This is a genomic window from Rhodanobacter koreensis (assembly GCF_054782855.1).
The window spans coordinates 1000032-1019888 of sequence record NZ_BAAGRR010000002.1 but is presented as its reverse complement, the minus strand read 5'-3'; the positions used below and the strand labels follow the sequence as shown (position 1 = coordinate 1019888).

Below are 19857 nucleotides of genomic sequence, written 5' to 3'. Positions count from 1 at the left end.
TGGAGCCGGATCACGGTGCCGTCCGGTGTGTGCACCTGGAATCCGGGGCTGCCTGGGGCGGTCACCAGAACATCGTGCGGTATCGAGCGGCCACAGGCCCGAGGGGAGAGTGTCGTGCGGATTGCTTGTCTGGCAGCAGCTTTGGCGTTGGCCTTGACCGGCGGCGAGGCTTGGGCGCAGGGCCTGTCGCCCGCCCAACCCGGTCCGGCGCCCGGCAGACCGGCCGCGGCGACCGCGCCGTCGCAGGAAATTCTGGTGAGCGGGGTGGCGGCCGACACGCCCGGTGTCCAGCAGATCGTCGACACCGAATACCAGCGTGCGATGGCGGCGGCAGGTCACCCTGCGGCGCTTGACCGCCCGCATCTGCAAGCCGTGGCGGAGCGGATCACTGCGGCGCTGAAGCAGGCTGGTCACGCCGATGCGCACGCCTATCTCGCGGATCAGGTGGTCGCCTTCCAGGCGCATGACATAAGCGCACCGGTGGCGCCTGCCGCCGCGGCGACGCCCGCCGTCGCGCAGGCTGCAGCCGTTGCACCGCCCGCATCGCCGGCCGCGCCGCCGGCACTCGCGGCGAACGTGGTGCCGCCATTGAAGGACCGCGACACCGATGCCGCCCAGGCCCAACAGATCGCGGTGAGCGGCTTCGTGGTGGACGGCGTGGGCAAGCATGCCGACGCCGGCATCACGCCAGCCACCGTCCAGGCGCTGGCCGACGCGCAGTACCAGCGGCTGGGTGGCAAGGACGGCCAGTCGGCGCAGCTCACCTTCGTCCAGTTGCAGGGCGTGGCCGACGCGATCACCGAGCGCTACCGCAAGGCCGGCTTCATCGTCGCCACCGCCTTCCTGCCGGCGCAGACCGTGGGTGCCGACCAGCGCATCCATATCCAGGTGCTCGAAGGCAGGATCGGCCGCATCATCGTGAAGGGCACCAAGCGGTATTACCCGGGGGTGATCGCGGCACCGGCCGAGAGGCTCAAGGGCGAGCCGCTGCAGAAACACAACATCGACACCGCTCTGCTGTACGACCGCGACCTGCCGGGCGTGTCGGTAGCGTCCACCTTCCAGCCGGGCGAGCACACCGGCGAGACCGACCTCATCATGGTCGCGCGCGAGGCGCCGCTGCCATTCACCTTCACCACGGGCGCGAACAATTACGGCACCGATCTCACCGGTCGCTACCGCGCGCAGGCCGGCATCACCTGGAACAGCCCGCTGGGCATCGGCGACAGCCTCGCCGCCAACGTGGACTACGCGCTCGACCCGAACCAGAACGTGTATGGCTCGCTGGTGTATCGCGCGCCGACGGTCGTGGTGCCGGGGCTAAGCGGCGTGGTCGGCGCGACCCGCAGCGAGCTGCAGATCAACTCCGGCGAGTTCGCCGCGCTCGACGTGAAGGGGCCGAGTTCCTCGTATTTCGGCGGCGCGGACTGGAAGTTCGTCAACGACGAAGACCTGAAGATGCTTGGCTCGCTGCACGTGATCCACGAGGAGTCCAAGCTCAGCAGTCTGGGCTTTCCGCTGTCCGACGAGCGCTTCAATGTGGCCGAACTCGGTTTCGGGCTGGACCACACCGACCGCCGCTTCCAGGGCGTCGACATCTTCACCGTCGGCATCCGCAAATCGATCAGCGATGACTCGCGCGAGCCGGACCTGGTCAGCCCCGACCACGCGCACAGCTTCCTGGTCACCCGCCTGGCGTACACGCGCCTGCAGTTTCTCAGCAAGTCGCAACGGCTGTATTTCAAGCTCTCCGGCCAGTACACGCGCGACGCACTGGCGCCGCTGGAGCAGCTCGCCATCGGCGGCCCGGACAGCGTACGCGCGTATCCGATCGCCGACGCGCTGTTGGATCGCGGCTATTACAGCTCGCTGGAATACCACGTCGACGCGCCGGGCTTCGGCGACAAGGTGTCGCCGTTCTACGGGCGGCCGTGGCGCGAGCTGCTCGAATTCGAGACGTTCGTGGATTACGCGCGCGGCTTCCCGGCCGGTGCGAACCTGGGCAACAACGCGAAGCCGTTGAGCTACAGCGGAGCGGGCGCAGGTTTCATCTTCCGCCTGCCGCGTTTCCATCATTTCGAATTTCATCTGGACGGTGCCGTGCCGCTGGGCAGCCAGGACGCCTCGGATCGACATGGCTATCACGTATACGCGCGATTCGGCTTCACGTTTTGACGGATGACGACCATGAACAAGCTCATCGACACGACGCATCGCATCTCCCGTCAGCCGACCGGCGCGCACGCCATGCCGCGGCGCAAGCTGCTGCCCGCCAGCCTTTCGATGCTGGGCCTGATAGTCGCCGGCTCGTTCGCGTTCTGTGGCGTGGCGCTGGCCGGCGTGCCGGGCATCGCGCCCAACACCTCGCCCACCGGCGGCGTGATCGTGGGCGGTGCCGGCGCGATCCTGCAGAACGGTGCGAATACCGTCGTCAACCAGCAGTCGCACCTGCTCGCGCTGAACTGGCAGACGTTCAACGTGGGCAAGGACGCCTCCGTGCTGTTCAACCAGCCCTCGTTCAACGCGGTGGCGCTCAACCGCATCCTCGACCAGAACCCCAGCCAGATCTTCGGCCACATCAACTCCAACGGCCAGGTGTTCCTGATCAACACGCACGGCATCATCTTCGGTGCCAGCGCGCAGTTGAACGTGGGCGGCCTGATGGCCAGCACGCTCGACCTCACGCCCGGCGATTTCCTTGCCAGTCATTTCAACCTCGACGCACACGGCGGCAGCGCCGGCATCGTCAACCACGGCACCATCCAGGCAGCCAGTGGCGGCTCGGTGAGCCTGGTCGGTGGCCAGGTGCAGAACGACGGCCTGATCGTGGCCAACTACGGCCGCATCAACCTCGACGGTGCCGACAAGGCCGTGCTGGACTTCGACGGCGATGGCCTGATCAACGTGCAGATCACCGGCGCACTGCAGCAGCGGCTCAATGTCGACGAGGCCGCCGTCACCAACAAGGGCACACTGCAGGCCGACAGCGGCACCGTGGTGCTGCAGGCCTCGGCCGCGAAGAGCCTGTTCACCAACCTGGTCAACAACAGTGGCGTGATCGACGCACACGGCATCAGCACCGATGGCGGCGTGGTGCGTCTGATCGGCAACGGTGGCGACACCGTCAACAGTGGCAGCATCGATGTCTCGGGCGTGCACGGCGGCAGCGCGCAGTTGCTGTCCGATCAGAGCGTCAATGTAAGCGGTAACGTGAACGCCTCCGGCACGCTGGGCGGCGGCAGCATCCGCGTGGGTGGCGGCCAGCGCGGCGGCGAAGGCCTGCTCACGGCAGCCAGCAGCACGCTCGGTGCGGGTGCCACGCTGGATGCCGATGCCACGCGGTCCGGCAACGGCGGCTCCGTGGTGGTGTGGGGCAACCAGAACGCCGACATCGCCGGCAACCTCAGTGCCCGCGGTGGTGCGCAAGGTGGCAACGGCGGTGCCATCGAGACATCGGCGGGGCATGTGAATATCGCCGACAGCGCTCACGTCAACACGCTGGCCCCCGGCGGACAAAGCGGCGACTGGCTGATCGATCCGCAGGACTTCACCATCGCCGCCAGCGGTGGCGACATCACCGGCGCCACGCTCGGCAGCAATCTCGGCAGCGGCAATGTCACGATCCTGTCCAGCAGCGGCGCCACCGCCGGCAGCGGCAACATCAATGTGAATGATGCGGTGAGCTGGAGCGCCAACACGCTTACCCTCACTGCGGCCAACAACGTCAACGTCAACTCCGCGCTCACGGGCAGCGGAACATCGGCGCTGGTGCTGAACTCGGCCACTGCCAACGGCACGGACACCGCTGTGGCGGGCGGCGCCATCAACATCAACAGCAACATCACCACCGGCGGCAGCCAGACCTACAACGGCCCGGTGACCTTGGGCGCGGACGCGACGCTGGCGAGCACCGGCAGCGGCACAATCGGTTTCGGCTCGACGGTGGACGGCGCGCACGCGCTGACAGTGAATACCAGCGGTGCGACCACGTTTGGTGGCGTAGTGGGCGGCACGACAGCGCTGACCAGCCTGGGCAGCACCGGCAGCGGCGCGGTCACGCTAGGCGGCAACGTGACTACCAGCGGCGCGCAGACCTACAGCGGTGCAGTGACCTTGGGCGCGGACGCGACACTGGCGAGCACCGGCAGCGGTGCGATCGGTTTCGGCTCGACGGTGGACGGTGCGCATGCGCTGACGGTGAACACCAGCGGTGCGACCACGTTCGGTGGCGTAGTGGGCGGCACGACAGCGCTGACCAGCCTGGGCAGCACCGGCAGCGGCGCGGTCACACTGGGTGGCAACGTGACGACGACCGGCCTGCAGAATTATGCGGGCGCGGTACTGCTGGGCAGTGGCATCACGTTGCAGACGACCAACAGCAACGTAAGCTTTGGCAACACGGTGGACAACGCGGCGAGCGGCACGCCGGAAACACTCACGGTGAGCGCCGGCAGCGGCGCGGTGACATTTACCGGTGCCGTAGGCGCGGGCACCAACGGTGCGATTGGCGCCTTGACCTTGAATGGAACCGGTGCGACGAGTCTGGGTGCGGTGAAGGCGGCGAGTCTGGCCACGAACACCGGCGCGACCACGCTCAATGGGGACATCACCACGGCCGGGGGGCAGACCTACAACGGCGCGGTGACGTTGGGCAGCAATGCCACGCTGGCGAGCACCGGCAGCGGTACGATCGACTTCGGCTCGACGGTGGATGGTGCATATGCCCTGACGGCGAGCACCAGTGGCGTGACCAGCTTTGGCGGCGCAGTGGGTGGCACGACGACGCTGACCGGCTTGAGCAGCGCCGGTAGCGGCGCGGTCACACTGGACGGCAACGTGACTACCAGCGGTGCACAGAGCTACAACGGTGCGGTAACGCTGGGCAACAGCATCGCGCTTACCTCCAACAATGCCGGGGTGGGTTTCAACGGCACGGTGGACAACGCGGGCGCCACGCAGGAAGCGCTGACCGTGAATGCCGCCAACGGCCTCGCATCGTTCAGCGGCGCGGTAGGTGGTGGCAGCAACGGCGCGCTGTCGGGCCTGACCACCAGCAGCAAGACGTTCAATGCGAACGCGCTGAATATCGGCCTGGGTGGCCTGTCGGTGACGACGACCGGCGGCGGCATCGGGCAGGGTGGTGCCTTCACCGTCACCGGCACGTCGACCTTCAGCGCCGGCGGCGGCGCGCTCGCGCTGAACAACGGCAACAACGACTTCACCGGTGCGGTGACGGCGACCGGCACGGGTGTGTCGATAACCGACAAGAACAACCTCGACATCGCCGGCGTGACCGACAGCGGCAATGGCGCGGTAAGCCTGACCGCCGGTGGCACGCTGACGCTGCCGGGCAGCGTGATCAACGCCGGCTCGGGCGCGCTCACGCTGGCGTCCAATGGTGGCTCGCTGACGACGAGCGGTGCGCTGAGCGGCGGCGCCGTGTCGCTGACTGGTAGTGGCGGCCTTACGTTGAACAGCAACGTGACGGCGAGCACATTGCAGCTGGGCAGTGCGAATGCGGCGATCACCCAGGTGGCTGGGGCGTTGACGGTCAATGGCACCACCACCGTGAACGCCGGCAGCGGCGCGATCACGCTGACCGCTGGCGCCCCCATCAACAACTTTGGCGGTGCGGTGAACCTCACCGGCGGCACCACGCAGATCGCCTCGGTGACAAATCCGCTGACGCTGGGCACGTTGAACACCGGTGCGCTGACCGTAACCAGCGGAGGCACCTTGAACCTCGGGCAGGGCACGGTGACGGGTGACCTGAACGCCACCAGCAGCGGCACGATGAGCGAGTCCGGTGCGCTGACGGTGACGGGCAACGCGACGTTCACACAGAACGGCACGGGCGCGGACATCCTTCTCGGCACACAGGCCAATGACTTCCAGCAAGGGGTGACCTTCGCGGTCGGTTCAGGCGCGGGGATCAACAACCTTTCGCTGGAAAACACCGCGGCGACACCGGGTCCACTGACGCTGCCTGCCAGCGTGGCGGGCAACCTCACGCTTGATTACACCAACGCGGCACTCGCGTTGGCGTCGTGGCCGTCCATCGGCGGCAACCTGGACGTGACCGCCGGCGGTGCCGGCATCACGCTCAACGGCAATGTGGCCACGGGCGGTTCGCAGACGTATCACAGCGCGGTACTGCTGGGCAGCGGCACCACGCTGACGACCACCAACAGCAACGTGAGCTTCGACGGCACGGTGGGCAACGCGGGTGCCACGGCGGAAGCACTGGCCGTGAATGCCGGCAGCGGCGCGGTAACGTTCACCGGCGCCGTGGGCGGCGGTGCCAATGGTGCGCTTGCCGGCCTGACCACCAGCAGCGGCACGTTCAACGCGAATGCGCTGAATATCGGCAGTGGCGGCCTCTCGGTGACGACCACCGCAGGCGACATCACCCAGGGCACCGGTGTGTTCGCAGTGACGGGGGCATCAACCTTCAATGCCGCCAGCCATGCGATCAGTCTGGCCAACAACAACAGTTTCGGTGGCGCAGTGACGGCCACCGGCACAGGTGTGGCGATCACTGCCGCAGGCGACCTGACAATCGCCTCGCTGACCGATGGCACGAATGGCGCCGTGAGCCTGATTGCCGGCGGTTCGCTGGCCTTGCCCGGCGGCAATATCGACACCGGCACCAGCGATCTGACGCTGTCCGCCGGCAACACGCTGACGACGTCAGGCACCCTCAGCGGTGCCAATGTATCCCTGACCGGCACCAACGGTCTCATCTTGCAGAACAATGTCACGACGACTGGCACGCTGGGTCTCTACAGCGGCAACGGATCGATCACCCAGTCGCTTGGAACGCTGGCGGCTGGCACGCTGACCGGCAATTCGAAGGACAGCGCCACGCTTGACGGCAGCAACGCAATCGCGAACCTGGGCGCGTTCAACGCGAACGGTTTCAGCCTGACGAACGCCGCGGCGCTGACGGTGACCGGCGCAGTCACGGGCGGCACGGGAGCGAGCACGCTCACGACAGGCGCGGGCGACAACCTCACGCTGGCGGCCACCGGCAGTGTTGCCGGCACCGGCGTGACGCTGAGCTCGGGCGGCACGCTCGACGCGGTGGCGGGCAGCAGCGTGAACAGCAACAACGGTGCACTGACCTTGAATGGCGGCGTGTTCACGCTGGACGGTGCGTTGAATGCGGGCACCGGCACGGCGACGCTGAATGCGACCGGTGCGATCACGCAGGCGGCAGCGACGGGCGTGATCACGGCCGGCACGCTGACGGGCAGTTCGACCGGCAGCACCAGCCTGCTGGGTGCGAACAAGATCGGCACGTTGAGTGCGTTCAACGCGACGAACGGCTTCAGCCTGACGAACGCCGCGGCGCTGACGGTGACCGGCGCAGTCACGGGCGGCACGGGAGCGAGCACGCTCACGACAGGCGCGGGCGACAACCTCACGCTGGCGGCCACCGGCAGTGTTGCCGGCACCGGCGTGACGCTGAGCTCGGGCGGCACGCTCGACGCGGTGGCGGGCAGCAGCGTGAACAGCAACAACGGTGCGCTGACCTTGAATGGCGGCGTGTTCACGCTGGACGGTGCGTTGAATGCGGGCACCGGCACGGCGACATTGAATGCGACCGGTGCGATCACGCAGGCGGCAGCCACGGGCGTGATCACGGCCGGCACGCTGACGGGTAGTTCGACCGGCAGCATCAGCCTGCTGGGCGCGAACAAGGTAGACGCGCTGGGCGCATTCACCACGGGTGGCGATTTCGCGTTCAACGACGCCCAAAGTCTCACGGTCAACACGGCGCCCTCCGCGAATGGCGGTGCGGGCAACATCACGCTGACCACTACCGGCGCCAGCTCCGATCTCGTGTTGGCGAGCGGTCTCACCGGCAACACGGTGACGCTGAAGGCAGGGCGCAATCTTGCACAGACCACCGGCGTCATCACTGCGGCCACGCTGACCGGCAGCTCGAGCGGCAGCACCACGCTCGGTGGCGCGAACGCGATCACGAACCTGGGCGCGTTCAGCGCGAACGGTTTCAGCCTGAGCAACGCGCAGGCGTTGACGGTGGCCGGCGTGGTGAATGGCGGTACGGGCGCGAGCACGATCAGCACCACGGCCGGCGCGCTGACGGTGAACGGCAACGTCAGCGGCACGGCGGTGACACTGGCTGGCACGGGCGGTCTGGCGATCAATGCGGGCGTCGACAGCGGCAGCGGCACGACCACGCTGACCTCGGGCGGCGCGATCAGCGAAGGTGCCGGCGGTGTCATCACCGCGGCCACGCTGACCGGCAGCTCGAGCGGCAGCACCACGCTCGGCGGTGCGAACGCGATCACGAACCTGGGCGTATTCACCACGGGCGGCGATTTCGCGTTCAACGACGCCCAAAGTCTCACGGTCAACACGGCGCCCTCCGCGAATGGCGGTGCGGGCAACATCACGCTGACCACTACCGGCGCCAGCTCCGATCTCGTGCTGGCGAGCGGTCTCACCGGCAACACGGTGACGCTGAAGGCAGGGCGCAATCTTGCACAGACCACCGGCGTCATCAAGGCGAATACGCTGACGGGTAGTGCGGCCGGAAGCGTCAGCTTGAACGGCGCCAACCTGGTCGGCGCACTGGGCAGCTTCAGTGCGAACGGTTTCAGCCTGAGCAACGCGCAGGCGCTGACGGTGGCCGGTCCGCTCAACGGTGGCAGCAGCACCACGTTGGCCACGACCAGCGGCGGCCTGACGATCAATGGCGCGGTGAGCGGTGCGACGACTACGCTCACTTCGGCCGACGCGATCAGCGAAGGCGCGGGTGGCAGTCTCGTCGCAGGTACGCTTGCCGGCAGTTCGGCGGGTGACACCACGCTCAACGGCAGCGGCAACCGCATCGGCACGCTGGGTGGTTTCAGCGCGACGAACTTCAGCCTGATCGACGGCCAGGCGTTGACGGTGGCAGGTCCGCTCAACGGTGGCGCCAGCACCACGCTGACCACCACGAGCGGCGACCTGACGATCAACGGCGCGGCGAGCGGCAGCACGACCACGCTGACCTCGGCCGGCGGGATCGGCGAAGGCAGCGGCGGCAGCATCATCGCCGCCACGCTGACGGGCAACGCGACGGGTGCGGTGGCGTTGAACGGCGCGAACAAGGTCGCTTCGCTGGGCAATTTCAACGCGAGCGGCTTCAGCCTCAGCAACGCGCAGGCGTTGACGGTAGCCGGCACGCTCAACGGCGGCAGCAGCACCGCGCTCAAGACCACCAGCGGCAACCTGACGCTCGACGGCGCGGTGAGCGGCGGTACGACCACGCTGGTGTCCGCTGGCGCGATCAGCGAAGGTGCGGGCGGCAGCGTTACGGCCGGCACGCTCGCCGGCAGTTCGGCGGGCGACACCACGCTCAATGGCGGTGGCAATCGCATCGGCACGCTGGGCGGGTTCAGCGCGACGAACTTCAGCCTGATCGATGGCCAGGCGCTGACGGTGGCCGGTTCGCTCAACGGCGGCACCAGCACCACGCTGACCACCACCAGCGGTGACCTGACGATCAACGGCGCGGTGAGTGGTGCGACGACCACGCTCACCTCGGCCGGGGCGCTCAACGAAGGCAGCGGCGGCAGCCTCGCCGCGACCACGCTCACCGGTCGCGCGGTTGGTGCGGCCACGCTCAATGGCGCAAACAAGGTCGGCACACTGGGCAGCTTCAGCGCGAGCGGCTTCAGTCTGAGCAACGCGCAGGCATTGACGGTAGCCGGCCCGCTCAATGGCGGTGCCAGCACCACGCTGAAGACCACCAGTGGCGGTCTGTCGATCAATGGAGCGGTAAATGGCGGGACGACCACGCTGGTCTCCGCTGGGGCGATCAGCGAGGGCGCGAATGGCAGCGTCACGGCGGGTACGCTCACCGGCAGTTCGGTGGGCAGCACCGTGCTCGATCCGGTCAATTACATCGGCACGCTGGGCAGCTTCACGGCGAACGGCTTCAACCTGCTCAATGGCCAGGCGTTGACGGTGACTGGCCCGGTCAACGGCGGTGTCAGCACCACGCTGACCACCACCAGCGGCGACCTGTCGATCAACGGCGCGGTGAGCGGCAACACGACCACGCTGACCTCGGCCGGCGCGATTGACGAAGCCGGCGGCGGAAGCATCACGGCGGCCACGCTGACTGGCAGCGCCAGCGGGCCGTCCGTGCTGGGCAGCGCGAGCGGATATCGCGACAACCATGTCGGCATCCTCGGCGGATTTTCCTCGCCTGCCGGCTTCAGCCTCACCAATGGCCAGACGCTGACCCTCGCCTCGGTGGGCGGTAGCGCGTACACGGTGAATGCGGGCACGTCGGCGCTGTATCTGGCGGTGACCAACGGCGATCTGCTGCAGAGCGGCACCACCTGGCTGTACGACGGCAGCGGTACATGGTCGTCCACCGGCCGGATCGGCACCGCGATCAACCCGATCTACGTCACCGGCGTGAGCGATCAACTGGTCGCCGCAGTGGGTCAGCCACCGGCGTATTTCTATGCGGTGGACCGGCAGGGCAATTTCCTGCCGCTGACCGGCGAGCCGAGCGTGAACATTCCCACCTCGGTGCTGACCAGCCGCGCGCAGAACACCAACAACCACGGGGACAATTACATCGACTCGAGCGTGATCTCGGCGAACTACCGCTCGTTCGGCATCGTGCCGTCCGGCATCCTGCTGCCGCCGGATCAGCAGGCGTGCCAGCCCGGCCAGCCGGCGAATCCGGACTGCCCGGACGAATGAGCCAGTTACGCACCGGTTCGGCGAAGGCGTGGCGCAGCGTGGCGCCACGGCCTCATGACGCGCGGATCGCCAGCGGGGCATGCTGGTGAATACTGCACGGGTTGCTACGCACCTGCTGTATGGCCTGGTCGCGCTCGGATTCGGCGTACCGACCTTGGCGCAGCTGCCGCCACGGCTGACCGGCGATGCCGTGACGACGCGGCTCGATGCGACCGGGCATGCGCTGGCGGCGCGCGCCGCCAAATTGCACGACGCACGTCTCGATGCGACCAGTCAGCGGCTCGAACAGATGGTCGCGACATTGCGCAAGGTGCTGGCCGGCAACATGGACAAGCCGGCCACCGCGCTCGACGGTTCGTCGCAGGCCGCGCTGCTGCGCGCCGATGCGGCGGCCCAGCGCACACAGGCGTATCTCGATGCCTCTGACGGCTGCCTTGGCGGCGACGCGAAGGCGCTGATCGAGGCGCTGGCCGTCAGCGTCGACCAGTTGGCCGTCGAGCATGCGTCGAAAGCCGCGCCGCCGGTGATCGATGCCGTCGAGACGATGGACCATCGACCGCTGTTCGCGATCCGTCCGGAGCCCAAGCCGGTGGCGTTTGCCCTGGTCGGTGCAAACCTGTCCGACCCGCAGTGCGCCGATCCGCAGATCACGGTGACCGATGCCGGTGGCAAATCGCTTGACGCGCAGCCCGTGGTGACCGGTGTGTCACCTGCGCGCATCGAATTGAAATGGCCGACGGGGACCGCGCTCGAACCGGGCAGCTACGTGTTGCATGTGCTGCCCAAGCGCAAGGTGTTCCTGCTCGGCTGTTCGGCGCAACCGGAGGCTGCCGCGGCGGTGCAGGTCGTGCCGCCGCTGCGCATCACGGTCAGCTATACGTTGACGGCGGTCTGTCATGCGGCCAATGGTGAGCGGAGCATGTCGCTGGGTACGGGGGCGATGCCCGACATCACCGCGCATGGCGCCACGGTGTCGCAGCCGATCGATACATCGGCCTGCGCCGACCCGGTCAGTTACGCGATCACGGCCAAGGCCGCCTACGAGGACGGCAGCAGCGCCACGGCGGGACCGATCGTGCAGAGCGCCGACGCCGCGATCACGGCGGGGTTGCCGGGCGGGCTGTCGGTGAGCTGGGATCCGGGCATGCACACGCTGTTCGTGCGCGCCGGCGCCAACCGTTGCAAAGGCGTTTACTGACCGGCGCGCACAGCGCGATGCCTCAGTTGTCTCCGGTCGAACCGGAGATCACCTGCAGTTCGTTGATGCCCGTAGGCGCGAGATCCTTCAGCAGATCCACGAAGTTCATGCCGATCAACCGCTGGGCGCGGCGCAGCAGCAGCGGCACCGGGCTGGAGGGTTCGCGTTTTGCGTAATACTCGCACAGCTCGTCGAGCCGACGTATCACATCCTGGGGGCCCTCGATGCGGCCACTGGCTGCGGTCGTGCCGCCCGGCGTGGTCGCGCCACCCGCTTCGGCGCCGGCTGCATCGTCGGCGCCGGCGGCCTGCGGCAGCCGTCGAGCCAGCTGCGGATCCAGGAACTTCTTCAGTTCGTGAATATCGCCGAGCAGGATTTTCAGATCCGGTCCGGCCGTGCCTACGTACTCATTGAAGGTGTTGTCGATCGCCTTGACGTGATCGAGCGCTTCGTTGATCGCGGCGACCGCATCAATCAATTGATCTTCCGGGCAGTCCATGCAACAGGCTTCGATTTCGTTCAATGCCGGCAATCCGGCCGCATCGCCGTCGGCCGTGGCGATTTTCAGCGTGCCATTGGCGATACGCAGATCGCGCAGCGAAAAGCGGCCGAGCCGCGGCGATTGCACGAAGGCGGTGGTGCGGAAATAGCCGAGCACGCCCTGCAGGTCGCCGATCGGCACGATCGCATTGACGCGGGCGGTGGGGTCGTTGTCGTCCTCGGCATCCAGTTGCGGATGCACGCCGTCCCAGTACTGCTCAAGCAGGCCGCGGATCAGGCGCAGTCCCGCGGCCCAGCCGGGCAGGCCTGACGTGCGCATCCAGGCCGTAGCCAGGTGCACCGCCACACGCAGATCCTTGGAACGCCCCAGCAAGGCCTCGGCCAGTGCAATTACCTTGTCCCAGTCCGGTTCCTCGGCGGCCTTGACGTTGTCGCCGATGGCACGCTCGGCCTTGGGCACGGCGGCACGTTCAAGCGCCATGAAATCCGTATCGTATTCCAGGTTTTCACCCGTCGGCGATGTTTCCGCAAGTGATGCGAGAAGTGGATCCAGCGCAAAGTTTGTCATGGGAATACACGACTCTCCGGATGAGACCCGGATAATACTGCAATTGCGAATGCATATAACGAAAGCGCGGCCGGTTTTCGTCAATCCGGCCATGGTTGTCGCCACGAAAAAGGCCACTCGATGAGAGTGGCCCAAGTCGTCTGTTTTCTTGGTCGGGGTGACAGGATTCGAACCTGCGACTTCTACGTCCCGAACGTAGCGCTCTACCAGGCTGAGCTACACCCCGTGGGAAGCCGCGTATCTTAATCGCCGGGCAGGAGCTTGGCAACAGGTTCGACACATTCTGCTACCGAGGCAGCTGCGGAGGGCGCATGGCGTTCTGCTAATCTTGACGGCTGCCGTCGCGCGGTCTGCGGTCAGACGGAATGTTCCCCATCGTCAGTAGAGGATTCCATGGCGCTTACCCCGGCCCGCACCATGCCCGGCGTGCTCGAGCTGCTGCCGCTCGACCAGATTGCGTTCCAGCGCATGCTCGACGTGATCCGTCGCAATTACGAGCGCTTCGGCTTCCTGCCGATCGAGACGCCGGTGATCGAATACTCCGACGTGCTGCTGACCAAGAGCGGCGGCGAGACCGAGCGGCAGGTGTATTTCGTGCAGTCGACCGGTGCATTGAGCGCTGCCAAGGCCGACGAGGGCATGCCCGAGCTGGCGTTGCGCTTCGATCTCACCGTGCCGCTGGCGCGCTATGTCGCCGAGCATGAGCGTGACCTGAGCTTCCCGTTCCGTCGTTACCAGATGCAGAAGGTGTATCGCGGCGAGCGCGCCCAGCGTGGTCGCTTCCGCGAGTTCTACCAGTGCGATATCGATGTGATCGGCAAGGATGCGCTGTCGGTGCGTTACGACGCCGAGATTCCGGCGGTGATCTACAGCGTATTCCGCGAACTGAACATCGGCGCGTTCACCATCCAGCTCAACAACCGCAAGCTGATGCGGGGCTATTTCGAGAGTCTCGGCATCGTCGACGGCGAGCAGCAGATGCTGGTGCTGCGCGAGGTGGACAAGCTGGACAAGCGTGGCGCCGATTACGTGCGCGACACGCTGACCGGCGAGACGTTCGGCTTGAGTGCCGAGGTGGCGCAGAAGATCCTCGCCTTCGTGCAGGTGCGTTCGACCTCGCTGCAGGATGCGTACGACAAGCTCGATGCGCTGGGCGCCGGCCCGGAAGCGATGGAGCAGGGCCGCAACGAGTTGAAGGAAGTGCTGGGCCTGATCCACGCGTTCGGCGTGCCGGAAACGCATGTCGTGCTGAACCTGTCGATTGCCCGCGGCCTCGACTACTACACCGGCACGGTCTACGAGACCACCTTGAATGACCACCCGCAGATCGGCTCGATCTGCTCGGGTGGCCGCTACGAGAACCTGGCCAGCCAGTACACCAAGTCGCAGCTGCCGGGTGTCGGCATCTCGATCGGCCTGACCCGGTTGTACTGGCAATTGCGTGATGCCGGTTTGATCAGCACCGCGACCAGCACGGTCGACGTGCTGGTGACCCAGATGGACGCGGCGCAACTGCCGGCCTATCTCGCACTGGCCGGCGAGCTGCGTGGCGCCGGCATCGCCACCGAGGTGGTGCTGGAGGGTGGCAAGCTCGGCAAGCAGTTCAAGTACGCCGACCGCGCCGGCATCCGCTTCGTGATCGTGCTGGGTGAGGAAGAGATCACCAAGGGCGTCGTCACGGTGAAGGATCTGCGTCGCGAGGATCAATTCGAGGTCGCGCGCAGTGAACTGATCAAGACCTTGCGGGTGGAGCTGGAGCAGGCCGCCGCGATGGGCTGAACGCCCTGCGGTCAGGTGATCAGGAAACGGGCGACGCAATTCATCAGTGAGGCAGCAGTGAGCAAATTCGACACCATCGTTCTCGACGGCAACAGCCTTACCCGTGCCCAGCTGGTGGCTGTGGCACGCCATGGCAACAAGGTTTCACTGGACCCGGCGGGACTCAAGCGCGTGCAGCGCGCCGCGGATTTCCTCGCCGAGAAAGTCAGCTGTGGCGAGCCGACCTATGGCGTCACTACCGGTTTCGGGAGCAATGCCGACAAGCTGCTCGGTGCGCATCGGTTACGCGATGAATTGCCTGGTGGGGATCCACACAAGCCCGAAGGCACGCTGCTGGAAGAATTGCAGCACAACCTGATCACCACCCATGCGGTGTGCGTGGGCAAGCCGTTTGGCGAGGACGTGGTGCGGGCGATGCTGCTGATCCGCATCAATACGCTGATGCGCGGTCACTCGGGTATCCGTGTCAGCACGCTCGAGGCGCTGACCGCGATGCTCAATGCCGGCGTGGTGCCGGTGGTGCCGGAGAAGGGCTCGGTCGGCGCCAGTGGCGACCTGGCGCCGCTGTCGCATCTGGCGATCGTGCTGCTCGGTGGTGGCGAAGCGTTCTATCAGGGCGAGCGCGTGTCGGGTGCGGAAGCGCTGAAGCGCGCCGGCCTCACGCCGATCCGGTTGTCGTTCAAGGAAGGGTTGGCGCTCAACAACGGCACGGCGCAGATGCTGGCGACGGGCGTGTTGGCGCTGGACACGCTGGAGCAATTGCTGGATACGGCTGATCTCGCCGCGTCGATGACGCTGGATGCGTTCGCCGGCCGCAGCGGTGCCTTGCGCCCCGAAGTGCATGCACTGCGTCCGCATCCGGGCCAGGTCGAGACTGCTGCGCATGTGCGCGAGCTGCTGGCCGGTTCCACCCTGGTCGATATTCCGTATCACCTGGTGCCGCGCTTCAAGTCGTGGAGTGCCGAAGCGTGGAGCGAGCCGGACGATCAGGCGCTCAGTTTCGACATCGGCTGGGACTGGGTGCCGGCCAACCAGCGGCATGGTCGCGAGGCGTTCTACAGCCGCTTCCTGCCATTCAAGGGCGGCAAGAAGCATCAGCCACAAGATGCCTACAGCCTGCGCTGCATGCCGCAGGTGCACGGTGCGGTGCGCGATGCCTGGGCGCAGGCGTGCCGGGTGTTCGATATCGAACTGAATTCGGTCACCGACAATCCGCTGATCTTCCCGGACAACGAGGACGCGCAGTTCATCGAGGAACAGGTGATCTCCGCCGGCCACTTCCACGGCATGCCGCTGGCGCTGGCGATGAGCTACGTGAAGGCGGCGATTCCCGTGCTGGCCTCGATCTCCGAGCGTCGACTCAACAAACTGGTCGATTCGGCCACCAACGATGGCCTGCCGGCGTTCCTCACCGGCAACGAGGACGGTACCGATTCCGGCTTCATGATCGTGCAGTACACCGCCGCAGCCTTGGTCAATGACCTGGCCACCCGTGCGCATCCGGCCAGCGTGTATTCGGTGCCGACCAGCGCGAATGCCGAGGATCACGTGTCGATGGGCGCCAACGAGGCGCGCCACGTGCTGGAGATGACCGAGGATCTCAGCCATGTGCTGGCGCTGGAGCTGTATACAGCAGCGCAGGCGCTGGACTACCGCCAGGCGATGCTGAATGCCGCGCGCCGGCTGGCCAGCCGAGGTGGCTGGCAGGCGCTGGCCGCCAAGATCAGCAACGCGCCACGCGAGGATCAGCCGCACTACGCGCAGTTCGTCACCGAGGTGCAGCAACTCACCGCCGCACTGGCCAACGCCGGCGACTTCCATGCCGGAGCCAGCGTGCGTGATGCCCATGCGATCTTGCGCCAGCACATCGGCTTCATGCATCGCGACCGCGCGCTGGATGGCGAGGTGCGTACGGTCTGTACGCTGGTGCAGCAGGGTGCGTTTCGTTCTGCGGTATGAACCATCATCTTTAATGGAAGAAAGTCCATGAGCCTGATCCAAACTCCAGTGTCCTACGGCGAGCTGATCGACAAGATCACCATCCTCGAGATCAAGTCGCGACGGATTACCGATGCAACCAAGCTGGCCAACGTGCGCAACGAGCTGGACCTGCTCAACGCGACCTGGGCCAACCACGCGGCCTCGCAGATCGATATAGTCGACGAGCGGTCGCGTCTGTTCGCAGTCAACGAACTGCTGTGGGATATCGAGGACAAGATCCGTCTGAAGGAACGCGCCCAGGCGTTCGACCAGGAGTTCATCGAGCTGGCGCGTGCGGTGTATTTCCGCAACGACGAGCGCGCGGCGTTCAAGCGCGAGATCAACCTCAAGCTCGGCTCGCAGCTGGTCGAGGAAAAGTCGTACCAGGATTACCGGGCCGTCTGAATCGCCGGTTTCAACCCAGGCCAAGTTCGCGCGCTGCGGCATCGTAGCGCTCGATCACCTCATCGACACCGATCAGGTCCATCACGCCAGGCTTCTCGATCTTGCTGCCCCACGCAATCTCGCCGGCCGGCTTGCCAAGATACTTGCGCGCGGCTTCGTCGTACTTGTTCACGCACCAGCGGCGATCGGAGTAGGGGCCGGAACGATCCGGGTTGCTCGCCGCGTGCAGCCCAAGCACCTTGGTGCCGACCGCATTGGCCATGTGCATCGGGCCGGAGTCGGGCGTCAGCAGCAGCTGCGCGCGGCCGAGCATGGCCATCAGCTTCTTCAGCGTGTCCTTGCCGGTGAGATCGAGCGGCGTGCGCTGGCACGCGGCCAGCACGGCATCGGCCATCGTGCGTTCCATCGCGGAAGGGCCGCCGATCAGCGCCACGCGCCAGCCGCGGGCAGCGGCATGATCCATCACCGCGGCATAGCGCTCGGGTCGCCAGTTGCGCAACGCATGGCTGGAGGTAGGGCTGACCAGCAGGATTGGCGTATCGCCGGGTAGCTGTTCGGCGGCCCATGCATGTGCTTCGTCGGGAATCGGAATGTCCCAGCGTATCGATGTCTGCTTCAATCCCAACGGTTCGCAGAAGCTGCCGATCGCATCCAGCACATGTTCGCCACTGCGCGCCGGGATGCGCTCGTTGATGACCAGGCCATGCAGGTCCTTCGCGCGTGCGTGGTCGTAGCCGACACGGCGCTCGGCCTTGATGCCCAGGCTCAGCAGATTCGAGCGCATGGCGACCTGCATCTGCAGCAAGGCATCGAAACGTCGTCCGCGCAATGCATCACGCACCGCACGCATGCCGGCCCAGCCTGCCGCCTTGTCGAACGTGACGAACCCCACCCCGGGCAGATCACCGACAAGCTTGCGTTCCAGCTTGCCGACGATCCAGGTCAGTGCGGTGTCCGGCCATGCCTGTTGCAGGGTGCGTACGAGCGGCACCACATGGGTGACATCGCCGATGGCGGAGGTGCGCAGCAGGCAGATCGAGGCAGCGGCAGTCATCGGGTTCGGTGTCATGGGGCTTGGGCTAGAATTGCCTGAGAGTGAGCGGTGAGCGGAGTGCAGCAGCACTGATGATGCAGGAACGCACATACAAAGACGCGGTCGGCTCGATTCTGTTCGATGCCGCGGTGTCGCCACAAGTCGGACACGAGTGGTTTGCGCCGGACTACTGGCGCGAGCGCAACGCCTTGCGCACGCAGGCAGGCGGCCGTGGTGGCGTGGCGATCATCGCGACGCCGGTGGGTGAATGCGTGTTGCGGCATTATCGTCGCGGTGGCCTGGTCGCTGCCCTGATGGGGGATCGCTATCTGTGGGCCGGGGCCGAGCGCACGCGTCCGTTTGAAGAATTCAGGTTGCTCGGCGAAATTGCCCGGCTCGGCCTGCCCGGGCCGGCGGTGGTGGCCGCGCGCTATGTCCGGCATGGCCTGTTCTACAGCGCCGACCTGATCACCCGTCGCATCGTCAATGCGCGGACACTGGCCGAACGCCTGGCGGAAGGACGGCTGGATAGCGAGCTGGCTGAAGAAGTCGGCGCGCTGGTGGCACGCTTTCATCGCGCCGGCATCTGGCACGCCGATCTGAATGCGCACAATGTGCTGGTGACGCCGGACGAGTTGTACCTGATCGACTTCGACCGCGGTCGCTTGCGTGCCCCGGCCGTCGCCTGGCAGCAGGCCAACCTGCAGCGGCTGCACCGTTCGCTGCTCAAACTCGGTGCCGCCGACCAAGACGAGGCGGCCTTCGAGAAAGCCATCTGGCAACCGCTACTTTACCGATACGGGCGTACCCTGACTCCATGAACTGGCATCTGCATTTTCTCGGTGTGGGCGCCGCGCATGCGGTGGAACTCGGCTCCTCGGCCGTGGTGCTGGAGCGTGCCGGCGTGCCGCAGCTGCTGATCGACTGCGGCCCTGACACGCTGGATCGCTACGTGGCCGCCTACGACGCGTTGCCGCCGGCGCTGTACATCACGCACACCCACATGGATCACGTGGCCGGGTTGGAGCGGTTGTTCTTCCGGCTGTGGTTCGATCCGCACCTGCGCGGTACCACCCGGTTGTTTGCCCATGCCGGGCTGATTCCCTGGCTGCAGGCACGCGTGGCGGATTATCCCGGCGCGCTTGCCGAAGGCGGCGTCAACTTCTGGGAAGCGTTTCGGCTGGTGCCGTGCACGCGTGGCTTCTGGCTCGACGGGTTGTGGTTCGACGTGTTCGCCACCCGGCATCACGTACCGGGCACGTCGTACGGACTCGCGCTGGACGGCAGTTTTGTCTATACGGGCGACACCCGTCCGATCCCGGAAGCCCTTGCGCGTTACGCTGACGGCAACGAAGTGATTGCGCACGATTGCAGCCTGGTCGGCAATCCGTCGCACACGGGCATCGACGATATCGAGCGTGAATATCCGGGCGAAGCAATGCGCTCGCGACTGCTGCTGTACCACTACGGCAGTGTGGCCGATGGCACCGCACTGGCTTCGCTCGGCTATCGCATCGCGGCCATGGGTGACCGGATTGCCGTGGGTGAACCGTCTGCACCACGGGCCGATGCGGGCTGAATCCGGCTGCATCTGCTTGCCTGTAACCGGGCCTGACGTTATCCTTCCGCTTCTTTGCCGGGCCTTGATAGCCTGACAAA

At 66.3% G+C, this 19857-nt stretch carries 10 protein-coding genes and 1 tRNA gene; 8 read left to right on the top strand and 3 right to left on the bottom strand.

Annotated features, from left to right (window positions below):
• Positions 1-120: 120 nt before the first annotated feature.
• The 3 genes from ACYVKM_RS10405 to ACYVKM_RS10395 all read left to right on the top strand — a co-directional run bounded on the left by ACYVKM_RS10405 (position 121) and on the right by ACYVKM_RS10395 (position 11932).
• A complete protein-coding gene (locus ACYVKM_RS10405; protein WP_460877821.1) occupies positions 121-2175 on the top strand; it encodes a ShlB/FhaC/HecB family hemolysin secretion/activation protein in 2055 nt (684 codons plus the stop codon).
• 12 nt (positions 2176-2187) lie between these two features.
• A complete protein-coding gene (locus ACYVKM_RS10400) occupies positions 2188-10734 on the top strand; it encodes a two-partner secretion domain-containing protein (RefSeq protein WP_460877509.1) in 8547 nt (2848 codons plus the stop codon).
• Positions 10735-10813: 79 nt separating this feature from the next.
• Positions 10814-11932, top strand: coding sequence for a hypothetical protein (locus ACYVKM_RS10395; RefSeq protein WP_460877508.1), 1119 nt, complete (start codon positions 10814-10816; stop codon positions 11930-11932).
• Between the two features lie 22 nt (positions 11933-11954).
• Here ACYVKM_RS10395 and tssA read toward each other — a convergent pair whose 3' ends face one another.
• Together tssA and ACYVKM_RS10385 are read right to left on the bottom strand one after the other, a co-directional pair.
• Positions 11955-13001: a type VI secretion system protein TssA gene (tssA, locus tag ACYVKM_RS10390; protein WP_460877507.1), complete on the bottom strand. Its 1047-nt coding sequence runs from the start codon at positions 12999-13001 to the stop codon at positions 11955-11957.
• A gap of 149 nt (positions 13002-13150) precedes the next feature.
• Positions 13151-13227: transfer RNA gene (locus ACYVKM_RS10385), tRNA-Pro, on the bottom strand.
• A gap of 167 nt (positions 13228-13394) precedes the next feature.
• On the opposite strand from ACYVKM_RS10385, the gene hisS reads away from it, so the two are divergent.
• The 3 genes from hisS to ACYVKM_RS10370 are packed head-to-tail and all read left to right on the top strand — an operon-like array spanning position 13395 to position 17165.
• The gene (hisS, locus tag ACYVKM_RS10380) at positions 13395-14780 is read left to right on the top strand and encodes a histidine--tRNA ligase (protein ID WP_460877506.1); all 1386 of its coding nucleotides are present in this window, start codon (positions 13395-13397) and stop codon (positions 14778-14780) included.
• Between the two features lie 57 nt (positions 14781-14837).
• Positions 14838-16739 (top strand): HAL/PAL/TAL family ammonia-lyase, encoded by a 1902-nt coding sequence (locus tag ACYVKM_RS10375; RefSeq protein WP_460877505.1) that lies wholly within the window; start codon positions 14838-14840, stop codon positions 16737-16739.
• Positions 16740-16766: 27 nt separating this feature from the next.
• A complete protein-coding gene (locus tag ACYVKM_RS10370) occupies positions 16767-17165 on the top strand; it encodes a DUF6165 family protein (RefSeq protein WP_460877504.1) in 399 nt (132 codons plus the stop codon).
• Between the two features lie 10 nt (positions 17166-17175).
• On the opposite strand, the gene ACYVKM_RS10365 is transcribed toward ACYVKM_RS10370, so the two are convergent.
• Positions 17176-18219, bottom strand: coding sequence for a glycosyltransferase family 9 protein (locus ACYVKM_RS10365; protein WP_460877503.1), 1044 nt, complete (start codon positions 18217-18219; stop codon positions 17176-17178).
• Positions 18220-18287: 68 nt separating this feature from the next.
• Between ACYVKM_RS10365 and ACYVKM_RS10360 the strand changes: the two genes are divergently transcribed.
• Both ACYVKM_RS10360 and ACYVKM_RS10355 read left to right on the top strand, forming a co-directional pair.
• Complete coding sequence (locus tag ACYVKM_RS10360; protein WP_460877820.1) at positions 18288-19019, top strand: 3-deoxy-D-manno-octulosonic acid kinase; 732 nt, start codon at positions 18288-18290, stop codon at positions 19017-19019.
• A complete protein-coding gene (locus tag ACYVKM_RS10355) occupies positions 19016-19777 on the top strand; it encodes an MBL fold metallo-hydrolase (protein WP_460877502.1) in 762 nt (253 codons plus the stop codon). The genes ACYVKM_RS10360 and ACYVKM_RS10355 overlap by 4 nt, the downstream gene beginning before the upstream one ends.
• Positions 19778-19857: the final 80 nt, after the last annotated feature.

Bases quoted from the DNA above. Each gene is read 5' to 3' on its own strand.
- ACYVKM_RS10365 (WP_460877503.1), bottom strand. From the start codon at position 18,219: ATGACTGCCGCTGCCTCGATCTGCCTGCTGCGCACCTCCGCCATCGGC.
- ACYVKM_RS10370 (WP_460877504.1), top strand. From the start codon at position 16,767: ATGAGCCTGATCCAAACTCCAGTGTCCTACGGCGAGCTGATCGACAAG.
- hisS (WP_460877506.1), top strand. From the start codon at position 13,395: ATGGCGCTTACCCCGGCCCGCACCATGCCCGGCGTGCTCGAGCTGCTG.
- ACYVKM_RS10355 (WP_460877502.1), top strand. From the start codon at position 19,016: ATGAACTGGCATCTGCATTTTCTCGGTGTGGGCGCCGCGCATGCGGTG.
- ACYVKM_RS10395 (WP_460877508.1), top strand. From the start codon at position 10,814: ATGCTGGTGAATACTGCACGGGTTGCTACGCACCTGCTGTATGGCCTG.
- tssA (WP_460877507.1), bottom strand. From the start codon at position 13,001: ATGACAAACTTTGCGCTGGATCCACTTCTCGCATCACTTGCGGAAACA.
- ACYVKM_RS10400 (WP_460877509.1), top strand. From the start codon at position 2,188: ATGAACAAGCTCATCGACACGACGCATCGCATCTCCCGTCAGCCGACC.